Annotated in this window: 9 protein-coding genes and 1 pseudogene; 2 read left to right on the top strand and 8 right to left on the bottom strand. The window is 61.8% G+C overall.

The features are described from left to right. Nucleotides 1-39 precede the first annotated feature (39 nt). Nucleotides 40-927 (bottom strand): 3-hydroxyisobutyrate dehydrogenase, encoded by an 888-nt coding sequence (gene mmsB / locus ASD70_RS06165; protein ID WP_056845950.1) that lies wholly within the window; start codon nt 925-927, stop codon nt 40-42. Between the two features lie 15 nt (nt 928-942). Further along, the gene (locus ASD70_RS06160; protein WP_056845949.1) at nt 943-2460 is read right to left on the bottom strand and encodes a CoA-acylating methylmalonate-semialdehyde dehydrogenase; all 1518 of its coding nucleotides are present in this window, start codon (nt 2458-2460) and stop codon (nt 943-945) included. A gap of 133 nt (nt 2461-2593) precedes the next feature. Here ASD70_RS06160 and ASD70_RS06155 point away from each other — a divergent pair, with 133 nt between their 5' ends. Both ASD70_RS06155 and ASD70_RS28190 read left to right on the top strand, forming a co-directional pair. After that, complete coding sequence (locus ASD70_RS06155; protein WP_046069517.1) at nt 2594-3541, top strand: LysR family transcriptional regulator; 948 nt, start codon at nt 2594-2596, stop codon at nt 3539-3541. Between the two features lie 176 nt (nt 3542-3717). Next, nucleotides 3718-3870 (top strand): annotated as a pseudogene (locus tag ASD70_RS28190) (DUF3077 domain-containing protein); the annotation flags it as partial. A 160-nt stretch (nt 3871-4030) separates the two neighbouring features. On the opposite strand, the gene ASD70_RS06145 reads toward ASD70_RS28190, so the two are convergent. The 6 genes from ASD70_RS06145 to recC all read right to left on the bottom strand — a co-directional run bounded on the left by ASD70_RS06145 (nt 4031) and on the right by recC (nt 15682). Continuing rightward, the gene (locus ASD70_RS06145) at nt 4031-4522 is read right to left on the bottom strand and encodes an OmpA family protein (protein WP_043046736.1); all 492 of its coding nucleotides are present in this window, start codon (nt 4520-4522) and stop codon (nt 4031-4033) included. 5 nt (nt 4523-4527) lie between these two features. After that, nucleotides 4528-5790 (bottom strand): diguanylate cyclase domain-containing protein, encoded by a 1263-nt coding sequence (locus ASD70_RS06140; RefSeq protein WP_046069521.1) that lies wholly within the window; start codon nt 5788-5790, stop codon nt 4528-4530. Further along, on the bottom strand, nt 5787-6353 hold the full coding sequence (locus tag ASD70_RS06135; RefSeq protein ID WP_046069522.1) for a YfiR family protein: 567 nt from the start codon (nt 6351-6353) through the stop codon (nt 5787-5789). Before ASD70_RS06135 ends, ASD70_RS06140 begins: the two co-directional genes overlap by 4 nt. Nucleotides 6354-6495: 142 nt before the next feature. Next, a complete protein-coding gene (gene recD / locus ASD70_RS06130; RefSeq protein WP_056845947.1) occupies nt 6496-8565 on the bottom strand; it encodes an exodeoxyribonuclease V subunit alpha in 2070 nt (689 codons plus the stop codon). Further along, nucleotides 8562-12233: an exodeoxyribonuclease V subunit beta gene (gene recB / locus ASD70_RS06125; RefSeq protein WP_056845946.1), complete on the bottom strand. Its 3672-nt coding sequence runs from the start codon at nt 12231-12233 to the stop codon at nt 8562-8564. Before recB ends, recD begins: the two co-directional genes overlap by 4 nt. Continuing rightward, on the bottom strand, nt 12230-15682 hold the full coding sequence (gene recC, locus ASD70_RS06120; protein ID WP_056845945.1) for an exodeoxyribonuclease V subunit gamma: 3453 nt from the start codon (nt 15680-15682) through the stop codon (nt 12230-12232). The genes recB and recC overlap by 4 nt, the downstream gene beginning before the upstream one ends. Nucleotides 15683-15873 lie beyond the last annotated feature (191 nt).

The raw sequence follows: 15873 nt of genomic DNA, 5'->3' as shown, positions 1-15873 counted from the left end.
ACCCGGGAGCCAGCTGTTTGCTGGCCCCCGGAAACCGCCCTATTTAGGCTTGCGATAGCTGTTGATGATCGCCGAGAAGTCCTTGCCCCCTTCCCCACGCTGGCTCATCGATTGATAGAGCTGCTGGGCCACTGCCCCCAGGATCACCGGCTGATGCGCCTGGCGCGCAGCCTCAGTGGCCAGGCCCAGATCCTTGAGCATCAAATCGGCACCAAAACCACCGGTGTAACCACGCGATGAAGGCGCGGTCTCGATCACGCCGGGCCAGGGGTTATAGGTATCGGAACTCCAGCAGCGCCCGGTGGAGCTATTGATGATGCCGGCCAGCACTTGAGTGTCAATACCGAGTGCATCTCCCAGGGCCATGGCTTCGCTGACGCCGACCATGCTGATACCCAGCAGCAGGTTGTTGCAGATCTTGGCGATTTGCCCGGTGCCGACATCACCGCAGTGCACGATATTGCGGCCCATCTGCGCCAATACCGGCTGAAGGGTGGCGAACAGTTCCGGGTTGGCGCCGACCATGAAGGTCAGCGTCCCGGCTTGCGCGCCGCCGGTGCCACCGGAGACCGGCGCATCGGCCACGGCCACGCCCTGTTTTGCCGCCGCTGCCGCTACATCACGGATGGTCTGCGGGTCGATGGTGCTGCAATCCACCGCTGGCACGCCTTTGCCGATGCCTGCCAGCACTCCGTCTTCATTGAGCCAGACGCTGCGTACGTGGGCGGCGGCCGGCAACATGGTAATCACCAGTTCCGCGCCTTGGGCCGCGTCACGGGGCGAGCTGCTGATGGTGCCGCCCAATTCGGCGAGTTCCTTGAGTACCGCCTGGTTCAGGTCGAAAAGGTTAAGCGCGTGCCCAGCCTTGATCAAGTTACGGGCCATGGGCGCACCCATGTTGCCCAGGCCGATAAATGCAATCTTCATGGTCGTCTCCCAGGTTCAGCGCAGGTTGATGGTGGTGTTAACACCATCGTTGACGGTGTCGTCATCGAACCAGCGGCTGGTGACGGTTTTGGTCTGGGTGTAGAACTGCACCACTTGCTTGCCATACGGGCCGAGGTCGCCAAGCTTGGAGCCCCGGGAGCCGGTGAAGCTGAAAAACGGTACTGGCACCGGGATCGGGATATTGATACCGACCTGGCCCACATCAATTTCGCTCTGGAACTTGCGCGCCGCCGCACCGCTCTGGGTGAACAGGCCAGTGCCGTTGCCGAACGGGTTGGCGTTGACCAGGGCGATGGCTTGGTCGAGGGTGTCGACTTCCAGCACCACCAGCACCGGGCCGAAGATTTCCTCGGTGTAGATGCGCATGTCGGGGGTGACGCCCGAGAACAGGGTTGGGCCGACAAAGTTACCTTGTTCGAAGCCCGGCACCTTGATATCGCGGCCATCCAGTTCCAGCTTGGCGCCTTCCTTCACGCCGCTTTCGATCAACTCCAGGATGCGTGCCTTGGCGCGCTTGGAGATCACCGGGCCGACGTCGGTGCCGGCTTCGCTGCCGGCGTTGACCTTGAGCTTCTGCGCCAGGGCCTTGAGATCCGGCAGCCACTGCTTGGCCGCGCCCACCAGCACCACCACCGAAGTGGCCATGCAACGCTGGCCCGCCGCGCCGAACCCGGCGCCGACGAGGGCATTGAGGGTGTGTTCGCGGTTGGCATCCGGCAGCACCACGGCGTGGTTCTTGGCGCCCATCATCGACTGCACGCGCTTGCCATGTTTACCGGCCAGGTCATACACGTGGGTGCCCACGGCCGTCGAGCCGACGAAGGACACGGCCTTGATGTCTTTGTGGGTGCAGAGTGCATCCACCACGTCCTTGCCGCCATGCACCACGTTGAGTACGCCGGCCGGTACACCGGCTTCCAGCGCCAGTTCCACCAGCAGCATGGTTGACAGCGGGTCCTGCTCGGATGGCTTGAGGACGAAGGTGTTCCCGCAGGCGATGGCCATCGGGAACATCCACAGTGGAATCATCGCCGGGAAGTTGAATGGGGTGATGCCGGCGCACACGCCGATAGGCTGGCGCAGGGTGTAGGTATCCACACCACCGGCTACGTTCTCGGCGAACTCGCCCATTTGCAGGGTGCCGATGGAGCAGGCGTGCTCGACCACTTCCAGGCCACGGAAAATATCGCCTTCGGCATCGGCAATGGTTTTGCCCTGCTCAGCGCTGAGGACCACGGCGGTACGCTTGGAATGTTCACGGATCAAGGCTTGTAGCTTGAGCATGATGCGCATGCGCGCGCCGATAGGCGTCAGCTTCCAGGTCTGGAAGGCGCGATGGGCGGCGTCGATGGCAGCGTTGACTTCATCGGCAGTAGCGAACGGGACTTTGGCCAGCACTTGCTGGGTGGCCGGGTTGACGATGTCTTGCCACTGCGTGGTCTTGGACTCGACCCACTCGCCGTTGATCAGCAACTTGACCTGTTGCACGGAAATATCGGCAGATGCGTTCATGTGGTCTCCAGAATCTTGTATTTATGCAGAGAACCAAGGCGTTGAATAGCCTTGAAGAATGAGGCGTTCGGACTGTTTTTGGAGTATAGATGTGCAAACTTCTAATAAGAACGCACATAAAAGCCGGTCCAATATGCAAAAAAACATCACCTCCCTGGGCTCCCTGAACTGGGATGACCTGAAGTTTTTCCTCGAAGTGGCCCGCACCCGCAAAGCCAGCGTGGCCGCCAAGCGCCTGGCGGTGGACTACACCACCGTGTCGCGGCGCATCAGCTCATTGGAAGTGTCCCTCGGTACCTTGCTGTTTGAAAAATCCCGGACCAACGGCTTCGTCCTCACCACCGAGGGCCAACGGCTGCTGGGCTACGCGGAGACCATCGAAAGCACCTTGCACATGGCCTGCGAACAAGTCTCCGGCTCCGGCGTGGCGCTGTCCGGCCACGTGCGCATGGGCTGCACCGAAGGCTTCGGTAGCTTCTTCGTCACCCCGCAATTGAGCCATTTCGTCGACACCTATCCTGCGATCTCAGTAGATATCCTGCCGCTGCCGCACTTCATCAGCCTGTCCAAGCGCGAAGCCGACATCGTCATCGCCCTGGAACGCCCGGAGCACGGGCCCTATGTGTGCTGCAAACTGTGCGACTACAAATTGCAGTTGTACGCGACCCAGGACTACCTCGACCAACACCCGCCAATCCGCAAACCCGCGGATTTGGCCGAGCATCCGTTTATCAGTTATGTGGATGACTTGGCGTTCAGTTCGGAGTTGCTGTACTTGGCCAACGTCGTGCCAGGCGCCAGCGCCAGTTTGCGCAGTACCAGCGTGATCGCGCAGTACGTGGCGGCACAGCAAGGGCGGTCGATGGCGATATTGCCGTGTTTTTTGGCGGCGCAGGATCCGCGCCTGTTACCCGTGCTGGGCGAGCAGATTGCGATTACGCGGCAGTTCTGGATGTATTGCCGGGAGGATTTGCGCAAGTTGAAGCGGATTACGTTGTTGTGGGATTACATCAGGGAGGTGACGGAGCAGAATCAGGGGTTGTTGATGGGGGAGACGCGGGAGATCAGGTTTGCGGATTAAAGCGCCATCAACGACGATCCGCTTTAAATTGCAGGACGTTTCCTAGAGAATCCTTGGCCTATTGCGCTGTAGCGTTTGGATCACTAGCCTCCCTGGGTCGCTGCACATCAGCGATCGGGTTTAGCGATCCGGGTTTCGAGCGTGACACTGCCCCAAACAGTATTAGCTGGCGTCCGTCAGCTTCCCTGCTTTTTTACTCCAAGAAACTCGCGATGGAAGCCGCCATGGATGTGCGCGGCGAGCAATATGCATGGGCTGCGCATTATCTGTGTGAGATGGGCAAGGCCGTGGTGGATGACTTGACGCAGGCGATGACGCCGCGCTGTTAAGCGGAAACTCCCGCGAGCAGACCGCAAAACAAATGTGGGAGGGGGCTTGCTCCCGATGGCGGAGTGTCAGTCACCAGTTGTATTGGCTGACACACTGCTATCGGGGGCAAGCCCCCTCCCACATTTTGAATGTATTTCAGGTTAAGGCAGGTGAATTGCCTTAGTCCGCGATCACTACAATCGACACCCGGCGATTCTCGGTTCGGCCTGCCGTTGTCGTATTCGATGCCACCGGCTCGCTGCTGCCCAGGCCGCGCAGTTGGATATTTTCTTCTTTCATTCCCACGCGGGTCAGCACCTTGCCGACGCTCTTGGCGCGGCGCAGGGACAGCGCCACGTTGTAGGGTTCTTTACCGGAAGCATCGGTGTGGCCGTCAACGCGCACGCGCTCAATGCCTGCACCAACCAGGGCGCTACCGATGCGCTCAACGATGTCGGTGCTGGGTTTGTTGAGGGTTTCGACGTCGCTGCCAAACAGCACTTTGCCAGACAGGCCGAAGGCCCAGCCTTCATCGGTCAGCTCGAAGCCTTGTTGTTTGAGCACGGCAACTTGCGCCGGGGTCAGGCCCTTGGGCGGTGGCGTCTGGCAGCCGCTGAGGGCCAGGAAGGCAACGAGTAAAGAAATAAACAAAACGCGCGTGTTAGCAAACAAGGGAATCAACTCCTGTGTTGAACGTTGACGACGGGGCGCTCCGACTCCGCCGTTTGCTGGCCGCCCGAGGACAGTCGTTTGGCCTGGTACATCGCTGCATCGGCGGCGTTGAGCAAGGTGCCGGGAGTGGCGCCATGATCGGGATAAATGGCAATGCCAATACTGAGGGAGGTCAATACCTGGGTGTCCCCAGGCAGTGGGATCGGCACGTCCATACTGGCAATGATCTTGTCGGCGATGCGCTGGGCGTCTTCGGCCTTGTGCAGGGGCGCCAGCAACACCGCAAATTCATCGCCACCCAAGCGCGCCACCAGGTCATCCTCGCGCAGTTGCGCACGCACGCGGTCGGCAACGGCTACCAGTACGGCATCGCCGGCGGCGTGGCCGAAGCTGTCGTTGATGTCTTTGAAGCGGTCACTGTCGAGAAACAGCACCGCCACTTGCTCGTTGACCTTGGCTGCGCTGCGCAAGGCACGGATCAACCGGCCTTCGAAGAACGCGCGGTTGGGCAGGCCGGTGAGGCTGTCGTGGCTGGCCTGGTGAGCCAGGGTTTCGTTCTCGCTTTGCAGGTGGCTCTGCCAGGCTTCCATCTCGCCGAGCAGGGCATTGAAGTCGCTGCCCAGGCTGTCGAGTTCGGCGATCTGCGCGGAGGGAACGCGGCGGTCGAAGTCGCGCTCGCTGCGGGCCGCGTGGGCCACGGCGGCCAGGCGCTGCAGCGGCACGGTGATACCATTCAACAGACGCCGCGACAAGTGCAAGGCCACCCAGGCGCTGAGGGCGGTGCAGATCAGAATCCCGACCAGGCCGCTGAGCAAAAAGCGCAATAGACTGCCACCGTGGCCGACCAGGTGAATGCTGCCCACGGTTTGCCCCTGGCGCAGGATCGGTTGGCTGATGGGCTGTTCAAGCAGGGCGTGCGCTATTTGCAGCTCGACACGTGACAACATGCCGGTTTCCGGGCGTACCCATCGCGCCAGCAATTTGCCATTGATATCGAAAACTTCCGCCTGGGCCACTTCCTCGGTGGAGGCAATCAGGCTCAGGGCTTCGGTAGCCGCCGCGCTGTCATTGAACACCACCGCCGCTTCCACGGTGTAATTGATGGAACGGGCGATCAGGTGCAGGTTGTGCTCGGCGTAGACCCGCAGGGCAAGTACGCCGAGCAGGGTCAGGGACACACTGGCCAGGGTGACCGCCACCAGGGCCAGGATCATATGCCCACGGGCAATCACCGAGCGCAGGGTCGGCCGCACCTTAGTGCCGCTCATGACCCTGGCGCTCGACGGCGAGATAACTGCAACACGCTGGGGTGGATGCGCACGCCGCTGCGGGCGACGGAATCCAGGTTGACCTCGAACGATACTTGCTCATCGCTTACTCGCAGGCAGAACAGACTGCCCACGGTGCATTGGTCGCCGCCTTCGCTGATGCTGAGTACCGGGTGGCCAATCAATGAGGTGAACAAGCGGCTGCGTTCGTCCGCGGTGAGCTTGCCGATGTAGACAGCGTCACAGGCGTTGACGATGTCGGGATGATCGACCAGCAGGCGCCGCACCAGCACCGGACGGCCGGTAGCCTGGGTGGTGCCTTTGACCAGGTCGTCTGTGTATTGGGTCGGCCCGACAACGCACAGCCGCAACTGCGCAGGCTCTACCGGCCATCGGGCGTAGCTGAGGATGCCGAGCACCACTTGGGTAACCGCTTGGGCACGCTGCTCGGCGAGGCTTTGGGTCTGTGCCGACAGAGGCGTCACGAGCAGGCACAGAACCGCCACCAGTAACATGCTTCTCCAGCTCAAACTACGCTCTGTGGGCGAGCCAGCCACGTTCATGCAGCAATTCTCTCAGGTGTTTTCCAAGGTGATGCCGCAACGATAGCACAGCGGCGGAAAACCCCACGAAACACGGTTTGCGCGGGGCGCACTATTTTTTCAGAAAAATCAGACAGCTGAATCAGAAATATTGCATGACCTATCAGTCAGTTTCTTCAGGCACGGCGTCCAATTCCAGCATCAGCCCGCTCAAGCGCTTGACCTTGCGGCGCACGGCCTCCTCAAACACGCCAGCCCGGGGCTCAATCAGGCTGAACCAGCGCTTGGCGCGGGTGATACCGGTATAAATCAACTCTTTGGTCAGTACCGGGTTCAGGGCATCCGGCAAGATCAGTGCGGTATGGGTGAACTCAGAGCCTTGGGATTTGTGCACGGTCATTGCGTACACGGTTTCCACGTCATTGAGCCGGCTGGGCAACACAAAGCGCACGCCGCCCTGGCCATCGTTACGCGGGAAGGCCACGCGCAGCACCTGGGGGCCACCGTCGCTTTCGGGCAATTTCAGCGCGATGCCGATGTCGCCGTTCATCAGGCCCAGGCCGTAATCGTTACGGGTCATCAGCACCGGGCGGCCTTCGTACCACTGCTCATCGCCTTCGATCAGGCGCACTTTGCGCAGCGCCGCGGTGATGCGCAGGTTCAGCCCTTCGACGCCCCAAGGGCCCTTGCGTACGGCGCAAAGCAGCTGGAACGCGTCGAAGGCTTGCAACAACTGTTGCGCCCAATGGGTCCAGGCAGGGTCGTCCCGCCGCGTATCCAGCGATGGGCGTGCAGATTGCAGCAGGTTCAGGTAGTAGCGATAACCTTGGGCGCCGTCGCCCTGCCCGTCCAGCACCAGGCGCTCAAGTGCGTGGTCATGTTCACCCTTGAGGCTGACGCAGAAGAGGTCGTCGTGGCGGCGTGCGGCCAACAGCTGGCGGGCCTCTTCGGCGTTTTGCTGGTTGACCCAACGCGCCAGTTGGCCGATGCCGCTGCCCTCACCGAAGCGGCGCGAATAGCGCAGCATCACTACTTGCTGGGCCAGGGGATGACTGCCATCGAGGTCTTCTTGCAGGCCACTGGTACTGAGGTCTTCGCCGCTGACCGCTTGCAACCATTGGCGCGTGTGCGGGCTGTACCAGCCGGCTTCGGCATCGCGGCACAAGTCGCCGAGTACGGCTCCCGCTTCCACCGATGCCAGTTGGTCCTTGTCTCCCAGCAGTATCAGGCGTGCATGGGCCGGCAAGGCGTCGAGCAGGTTGGCCATCATTTCCAGGTCGATCATCGAGGCCTCATCCACCACCAGCACATCCAGAGGTAACGGGTTACCCAGGTGATGACGGAAATGTCGGGTTCCCGGGCGGCTGCCCAGCAGACGGTGGACAGTGGTGACCTGAGTGGGGATTTTTTCCCGCACGTTGTCGGCCACTGTCAGCGATAGCACTTGCTGGCTGATGGATTCGGTCAGGCGCGCGGCGGCTTTACCGGTGGGCGCGGCCAGACGGATACGCAACGGGTTGCCGGACTCCACGGCGGGCGCTTGCAACAGCGCGAGCAGGCGCACCACCGTGGTGGTCTTGCCGGTGCCGGGGCCGCCGGTGACGATACTGAATGCGCCGCGGGTCGCCAGGGCACAGGCGAGTTTTTGCCAGTCGATCACGCCATCCGGCGCCGGTTGATCGAACAGGCGATTGAGGCGCTGCGGCAAATCGGCGGCAACGATCTCCATACTCGCAAGACGCTGGCGCAAGGCACTGTCGATACGCCGTTCGTAGGTCCAGTAGCGCCGTAGGTACAGGCGCTTGCCGGACAACACCAACGGTCGGCTCTGGGCGGCTGCGCTGCCATCGACCGCCAGCGCGACCAGTTGGCTGGACGCCAGGGCATGACACCAATGGGCACCGTCCAGGCCATGCAGCAGCTGTGACGGCAGCAGCATGGCGCCGGTGTGCGGGTCGCCCTCGGGCGGCAGTGACAGGGCGAAGTCCGGTGCCTTGAGGGTTTCGAACAGGTCCAGGCAGACGTGACCATGGCCCAACTGATGGCTGGTCAAGGCGGTCGCCAACAGCACCAGGGGATCGGCCTGGGGATCAAGCTCATGCAGGAAGCCGACGAAGGCTTTGTCCAAGGCGCGCAACCAGCCACGGTCGACCCACCGCTCTAACAGTTGCAGCAGGTCGGCGGCGCGGCTCAGGGGTGTCAGCTCGTCCAGCGGTAACGGCGACAGGTTCATAGCAGCACTCCTTGTTCCCAGGCGGGCTCAACCTTGGGCGGGATAGGCTTGCCCTGGAACAACAGGTCCAGCCCCTCGATCAGCTCACGGGGTGGCCGGGTGAAATACGCGCCCTGGCTCACCGCCTGGGTACCGCGCAGGAACAGGTACAGGGCGCCGCCGACGTGCTGGTCGTAATCGTAATCCGGCAAACGCGCCTTGAGCTGGCGATGCAGGGCCAGCAGGTACAATACGTATTGCAAGTCGTACCGATGCTCTAGGATCGAATGCTCCATGGCATCAAGGGTGTAGGCTGAATCGTCGGGACCAAGCCAGTTGGATTTGTAGTCCGCCACGTAGTAGCGGCCATTGTGCTCGAACGTCAGGTCGATAAACCCCTTGAACATACCGTTGAGCAACACCGGCTCAGCGGCCACGCGGGAGGCACCGCCGTGGGTGTGCTGGCACACCAGCTTGTCGAGGGCGAGCACATCGACCTTGTGGCTGGCGAACCAGAACTCCATTTCGATCTGGTACTGCTTCAGGCCGCTGAGGGTGACGTGGTCGTTGCACAGGGGCAGCGGCGTTTGCAGCAGATGACCCAGCCAGCCGCTGAGGGTGACGATCCAGCCCTCCCAGTTGCGGCGATTACAGCGTGCGCCCACGGCTTTTTCGATCGCCTCAGGCGTCACGTTGAAACCCTCTTCACCGGCCCACTCCAACAACCCGTGAAGGAAGGTGCCTGGATTAGGGCCGCGTGGAAAACGGTGTATGTCACCGCCGGACGCCACCACTTCCCGTGGTGCATCCGGGTCGAGGCGTTCGTCGTCGAACAGCTTCTGGGCCTGTGGGCTTTCCGGTGCTTCGAGGCTGGCGGCGCTCATGCTGTCGCCAATGCGCAAGGCGCTGTAGGAAGCGATCCACCAGTTTTCCGCAGCCTTGCGTTTAGGCAGCAACGGCGCCAGCAGGGTCGCTTCATTGCGTGGCGGGTGGAACAGGATGTCTTGCGCATCTGGCACAGGTGCATAACTGATGGCCGGGCAGCCTTGCTGCAAGTCCAACAGCCAGCGCGCCAGGTCGGCGGATTCGCCTAGCGACGCACCGGCTCCCAGCAGATAGCCCAAGGCCGAGAGGTGCAAAACCGAACTGCTGTTATTGCCGCGCTTGAGGTCGGCGATGCCCAGCCAGCACGCGTGTTTGGCGCGGGTCAACGCCACGTAGAACAAGCGCAGGTCTTCGGCCAGGCGCTCGTCATCGGCCTGGGCAATCAGCTCGGCCGTCGGCCGCAGGCTCACTTGGGACTTACCCTGTTCATCATGGTAATGCAGCGGCAAGCGACTGCCATCCACCGGTTTGGCCGAGCAGATGAACGGCAGGAACACCAAGTCATATTCCAGGCCTTTGGATTTGTGGATGGTCACCACCTTGACCAGTTGCTCATCGCTTTCCAGCCGCAGGATCTGCTCTTCGCCAGCCTGGCCCGACAGCGCCAAGTGTTCGGCCAGATGACGTATCAACGCCTGTTCACCATCGAGTTCCGACGCGGCTTGTTGCAACAACTCACTGAGGTGCAACAGGTTGGTCAGCACACGCTCGCCATCACTGCGGGCGATGAGGGTTTGCGGCAACTTAAAGTCGTGGAGCAGGCGGCGCAGCATCGGCAGCACGCCTTGGGTACGCCAGATCGAGCGGTAACCCCGGAACTGCATTACGCGGGATTCCCACGCCAGTTCGTCTTGGTTCAGACGCTCCAGTTCCGCCAACGACAGATTCAAGGTGACGCAGGCAAGGGCAGCGCGTAGCGGGCGCTCGACATCCGGCTCGGCGCACGCCTTGAGCCAGGCCAACAGGTCGTGGGCTTCCTGGGCGGCGAACACCGAGTCTTTATCCGACAGGTACACGCTACGCACGCCACGGCTGGCCAGTTCAGCACGTACGGCCTGGGCTTCCTTGCCGTCGCGCACGAGGATGGCGATGTTTGAGGGCAGCACACCGGTGAAACTGTCTTTCGTGACAAACCCCGCCGTGCCTTGCTGCCCGCCGTTGAGCAACGCGACGATCTGCGTGGCACAGGCAGCAGCCAGTTGTTGGCGATAAAGCGCGTTGGAAATCGGCTGGTCGGTGGGCAGGTGCCAAAGGTTCATGGCCGGCAGCGTCTGGCCGTCAGCCTGCAGATGCTCTCTGCGGCCTTGGGACAGTACCGGGTGGAACGGCACCGGATTCTCGCCATTGGGCTCACGAAACAGAAACGCGCCACGGCCGGTTTCAGCTCGCTGGAACACGTGGTTCACCGCCTCGACCATCGCATGGCTGGAACGGAAGTTGGTGCCCAGGGTGTGATGGCGGCCGGTGGTGGACTGCCGGGCGCGCAGGTAGGTGTAGATGTCGGCGCCGCGAAAGGCGTAGATCGCCTGCTTGGGATCACCTATCAGGAACAGGCCACTGTCGAGATGGTTCTCCTCGATGCGGTAGATGCTGTCGAAGATGCTGTATTGCACAGGGTCGGTGTCTTGGAATTCATCAATGAGCGCCACCGGAAATTGCTCACGGATCACACTGGCCAGGCGCTCGCCACCGTCGGCTTGAAGGGCGGCGTTGAGGCGAATCAGCATGTCGTCGAAGCCCATCTCTGCGCGGCGACGCTTTTCTTCTTCGAAGCGTTTGCCGACCCAGCCGGCAGCATGTTGCAACACCGCTGCGTCTGGTGTTGGCAAGGCGTCAAGGCTGGCTTTGAGGCCGGCCATGGCCTCGATCCCTGGGTGCTGCGGCGGCTCACCTTTCCAGGCTTCGGCCATGCCGTCGGGCGTCAGGCGCGTGAAGCCGGTGCCGATGTCCAGTTGTTCCAGGGCTTCATCAGCGGCCCAGGCGCTGATCTTCTCGAACCAGGGTTCGAAGTAGCGCGCTTGCATCTTGCGACCATCGACAGCTTTGGCCGCAACAGCTTGCAGGCAGATATCCCGCAGCTCGACGGCCCATTGTTGCCAAGGCGCCTTGAGGCTTACCAGCGCTGCGCGACGTTCTCGCAGGCAGGCGTTGATCAGCTCCGCCGGCTCACGACTTTCATCGGTGGGCCGTTCGCTGCCGAACAGCGCACGCACTCGCGGCATCAGTGCAGCGGGGCCGCCCCAATGGCTGCGCACCCAGCTGAGCGCGTCGTCGTGCATCGGGTAGCAGAACAGCCGCCAGTAGTCGCGTAGCACTTCGCCCAGCAGGTCGCTATGGTCGGTTTCCAGGGTCTGGGTGAACAGGCTGCCGCTGTCGAACGCATGTTCGCGCAGCATGCGCTGGCACCAGCTGTGGATAGTCGAGACGGCGGCTTCATCCATCCATTGCGCGGCGATGTCCAGGCGGTTGGCGCAGGCGGGCCACTGCTCCGGGGGGTACTGATCGCGCAGGTCGGCGATCAACGCATCGGGCTGTTCGATTTCGTCGCGAAAGAAACGCGCAGCTTCGGCCAGGCGGATGCGGATGCGCTCCCGCAGCTCTTTGGTAGCGGCGTCGGTGAACGTCACCACTAGGATTTGTGGCGGCAACAGTTCGCGCCCGAAACCGGACTCATCACCGCCGTGGCCGAGCACCAGGCGCAGGTACAAGGCGGAGATGGTAAACGTCTTGCCAGTGCCGGCACTGGCCTCGATCAACTGGCTGCCTTTGAGCGGGAACGCCAGGGCCAAGGGTTTGCCAATCATGCGCCGGCCTCCGTACTGGAGAGTGATCGCCACGGGGCGTTGAGCAGTGGGCGATACAGGGTTTCGCACCAGCCTTCGAACTCTTCACTGGCAACCAAGGCGGCGTAGTCGGGAAATTGCCGCGTGAGCGCGGGCGTTTCGCGGCGTTCGCCGTCGGTGGTGATGCCATCGCCTTCGTAGGCTTTGCTGGCCGCGGCCTGGGCCTTGACGGGATCGGTCTGGCCGAGCCAGGCAAAGGCGGTTTTCACCGCGACGGGTAGCGGCGTGCTCATGCCGGTGTGCCAGGCCAGCAGCAGGTTGCCAAGGATTTCCTGCGCAATGGGCTTGTCCAGCGGAGCCAGCAGCAAGGTGTCGTCACTTGCCACCAGGCCGGTACTCAGTGGCAGGCCGCAGGCGCAGGCCACCACATGATTGACCCAGGGTCGAATCAGGCGGTGCCACTTGCGGGTCTTGATCGAGCCAATGCTGTTGGGGATGGTGGTAACGCTTAACAAACCGCCATCACTGCGTCGATGCAGGCCGCTGATCCAACCTTCCAGCTGGATGCCCTGATACTCAAAACTGATCGGCTCAGCAGCGGTATGCGGGGTTGGCCAAAGGGCCAGAAGGTGTTGATAGCGTTGCACAAGGTCAGGCAATGGCTCGATCAGTTCGTTACGCAGACACTCACCGAAACCGACCATCGGCAGCAGTCCGCTGCCTTGCAGGCGCAGCGCCTGGGCATTGAGGGCCTGATCGAGGTGATCGGGCTGGGTCAGTGCGGCGCTCAGCAGGCTGTCACTGAGGCTGTAGCGTTGCAGTGCGTCCAGCACGAAGGGCTCTTCGTCGGCCAGGGGAACTTCGGCAGCTTCAAAGAACACTTTCAGGCGCTGGCTGAAGAAGTGTTTAACCGGGTTGCGTAGGAAGTCCTGCAACTGGCCGAGGCTCAGCGCCTCTTCCTGTTGGTGTTGCGCCAGCGTATTTTCTGGGCCGACGGCGACCGGGGTTTCATGCAGCAATTGCCATTCGCGGGCATAACTGAACAGCGGGTCGCCTTCGTGAAAGTAGCGGGCACTGAAGGGCTGCAGAGGATGTTCCTGGGTCATTGCGTCAATCAGCGGTGTATCGGTTTTGGCGTGCTGCCAGCCGCTGGCGAGGTGATCGCGCAGTTGACCAATCAACACCGAGGCTGGGCGATCGCTGTTATCGCGGATGCTGCGCCCTACCCAGCTGATATATAGCTGGTCGCGGGCCGACAGCAGCGCTTCAAGCAGTAAGTAGCGGTCGTCTTCGCGGCGTGAACGGTCACCGGGGCGGTAGTCGCTGCCCATCAGGTCGAAGTCCAGGGGCGGCTGGGCCCGCGGGTAATCACCATCATTCATGCCGAGCAGACAGACCAGCTTGAACGGGATTGCACGCATGGGCATGAGGGTACAAAAATTGACAGCTCCCGCTAGGAAGCGTTGGGACAGGCGCCCCTGATCCAGTCCGGCCAACCACGCCTCACGGACCACGGTAAGCGGCAATTCGTCCTGCAAGCCAACGGACTCGCAGGTTTCCAGCCAAGTCTCTCTTAGTTGTTCGAGCTGGCCTAGCAGGTAGTCATCGTGCTCACTGCTGGGCAGGAAAAACAGCTGCATCAAGCGTTGCAGTCGCTCGCCCCAGGCCTGGGGGGAGGCGGGTTGGGACAACGCCTGGTGGGCATCGCTCAAGGCATCGAGCAGGGCGACCAGCGGGCCGATCAGTGCCGCATCGAGGCCGCCGATTTCATCGTAGGGCTCAATCCCATTGCAGGCCGTGCCGGTGCCGACAGCGTAGCCCAGCAGCATGCGGCGCAGGCCGAATCGCCAGCTGTTTTGTTCCAGTTCTGTAGGTAGGCCTAAACCAGCGCGTTGCTCGGCATTCAGGCCCCAGCGGATGCCGGCACCTTCGATCCAGCGATGCAAGGTGGGCAAGTCGCGCTCTTTGATAGCGAAACGTTCGCGCAGGGCGGGCACGTCGAGCAGGTCGAGGATCTCGCTGACGGGGAAACGGCTGTCGGGAAGTTTCAGCAGGTGCTCGACGGCGATCAGCAGAGGGTCGCGGCCGCGCTGGCCTTGGTCGGTAAGGGTGAAAGGAATGAAGCGTGGATCATTTCGTTCGAGCTGGCCGAAGACTGCGCGGATGTGCGGCGCGTAGCTGTCGACGTCGGGGACCATGACGATGATGTCCCGGGGGCGCAAAGTTGGGTCGGCGCTGAAGCGTTGGAGCAATTGGTCGTGGAGGATCTCCACTTCGCGCTGGGCGCTGTGGGCAATGTGGAAGCGGATCGAAGCATCGTGCTCCAAGTCGACAGGGGGCCACAGCTCACGGGTTTCATTCAGCGGGCGCAGTTCGAGGATATCGTCCTGGAGCTGGTTGAGCAGCGTGGTGGGTTCACTGTCGCTGAACAAGTCGATGCGGCCGTCACGGAATGCGGCCCGATAGCTGTTGGGGTCATCGTAGCTGTCTAGCAGGCTGATGTAATCACGGCCTTGCTTGCCCCACGCGGCGAGCAACGGATGGGCGTGCTGATGTAGGGTTTGGGGGTCGATGGTGACCGGCATGCCGGCTTTGCGCGCCTGGCGTTTGTATTCGTTTCGCAGCAGGTCCTTGTCGGCGACGATATCGGACCAGTGGTGGCGGCAAGGGTTATGCACGCAAAGCAGGACCTGGCTGAAACGGGCCAGACCCGCCAGCGCTTCCAATGCCTGGGCCGGTAGCGATGAAATGCCAAAGACAATCACCCGGGAAGGCAAGCCGGACGGCGCTTTTTCAAGGCTATTGATACGTTCGATAAAACGTTGGTGAACGCCGGCTCGACTTTGGGCCATGCCCTCTGCTCCCACGTCCAGCAACAACGCACGCCATAACTCGGCTTGCCAGCAATTGGCAGGGTCGAGCGGTTTGGATTCGCCTCGACTATTGCGTAGTTGGTGGCGGCCTGCGGCCCAATCTTCCAGCCAATCAGCGCGGTAGACCTGGTATTGGTCGAACAAGTCAGCCAGGCGCTCGGCAAGTTGGTAGCGTTTGCGCAGGTCGGTGTCTTGGGTCAGGAAGCGTTGCAAAGGCTCGAAGTACGGCTGGTCAATCAGCTCGGGTAACAGGCGCATCAGGCGCCAGGTCAACGGGGCTTTATCGAGCAGGGACTTCGGCGGGATTTCGTCACGGCCCAGGACCATGCGGTAGAGCTGCCACATGAAGCTGCCAGGCAGCTGCACATCGATTGCAGCAGCAATGCCGCAACCGCCCATATCGTCTTCCTCAGGGTCTTCGGCCAGGGCCAGCTTGAGCCACTGGGCGATACCGTTGCTTTGTACCAGGGCGATTTCATTTTCCAAAGGCGCCAGTGGGTAGCGGCGCATCCAACTGACCACCAGGCTACGCAGTTCGTCCAGGCGATTGCCGTGGACCACCATGAATCCAGCGCTGAGGGACGTTGCGTCCGGCATAACGGCTTCCTTGGGAAAAGCAAAATCGAGGGGTGGACTTTAGCACTGTGGTGCACGGACCGGACACATGGCTGACAGGTGCGCGGGGACAGGGTGGACACTTTCCGAGCGCCCAAAACAAAACCCCAACTGCTTTCGCAATTGGGGTTTCGGAATTTAATCTTGACGATGACCTACTCTCACATGGGGAA

The sequence above is a fragment of the Pseudomonas sp. Root569 genome (assembly GCF_001427465.1).
In the GTDB taxonomy this organism is placed as follows: domain Bacteria; phylum Pseudomonadota; class Gammaproteobacteria; order Pseudomonadales; family Pseudomonadaceae; genus Aquipseudomonas; species Aquipseudomonas synxantha.
The sequence above is the reverse complement of the archived record's forward strand: the minus strand, read 5'-3'. Positions and strand labels throughout refer to the sequence as shown.

Bases quoted from the DNA above. Each gene is read 5' to 3' on its own strand.
- ASD70_RS06140 (WP_046069521.1), bottom strand. From the start codon at position 5,790: ATGAGCGGCACTAAGGTGCGGCCGACCCTGCGCTCGGTGATTGCCCGT.
- ASD70_RS06160 (WP_056845949.1), bottom strand. From the start codon at position 2,460: ATGAACGCATCTGCCGATATTTCCGTGCAACAGGTCAAGTTGCTGATC.
- recC (WP_056845945.1), bottom strand. From the start codon at position 15,682: ATGCCGGACGCAACGTCCCTCAGCGCTGGATTCATGGTGGTCCACGGC.
- ASD70_RS06155 (WP_046069517.1), top strand. From the start codon at position 2,594: ATGCAAAAAAACATCACCTCCCTGGGCTCCCTGAACTGGGATGACCTG.
- recB (WP_056845946.1), bottom strand. From the start codon at position 12,233: ATGATTGGCAAACCCTTGGCCCTGGCGTTCCCGCTCAAAGGCAGCCAG.
- recD (WP_056845947.1), bottom strand. From the start codon at position 8,565: ATGAACCTGTCGCCGTTACCGCTGGACGAGCTGACACCCCTGAGCCGC.
- mmsB (WP_056845950.1), bottom strand. From the start codon at position 927: ATGAAGATTGCATTTATCGGCCTGGGCAACATGGGTGCGCCCATGGCC.
- ASD70_RS06135 (WP_046069522.1), bottom strand. From the start codon at position 6,353: ATGAACGTGGCTGGCTCGCCCACAGAGCGTAGTTTGAGCTGGAGAAGC.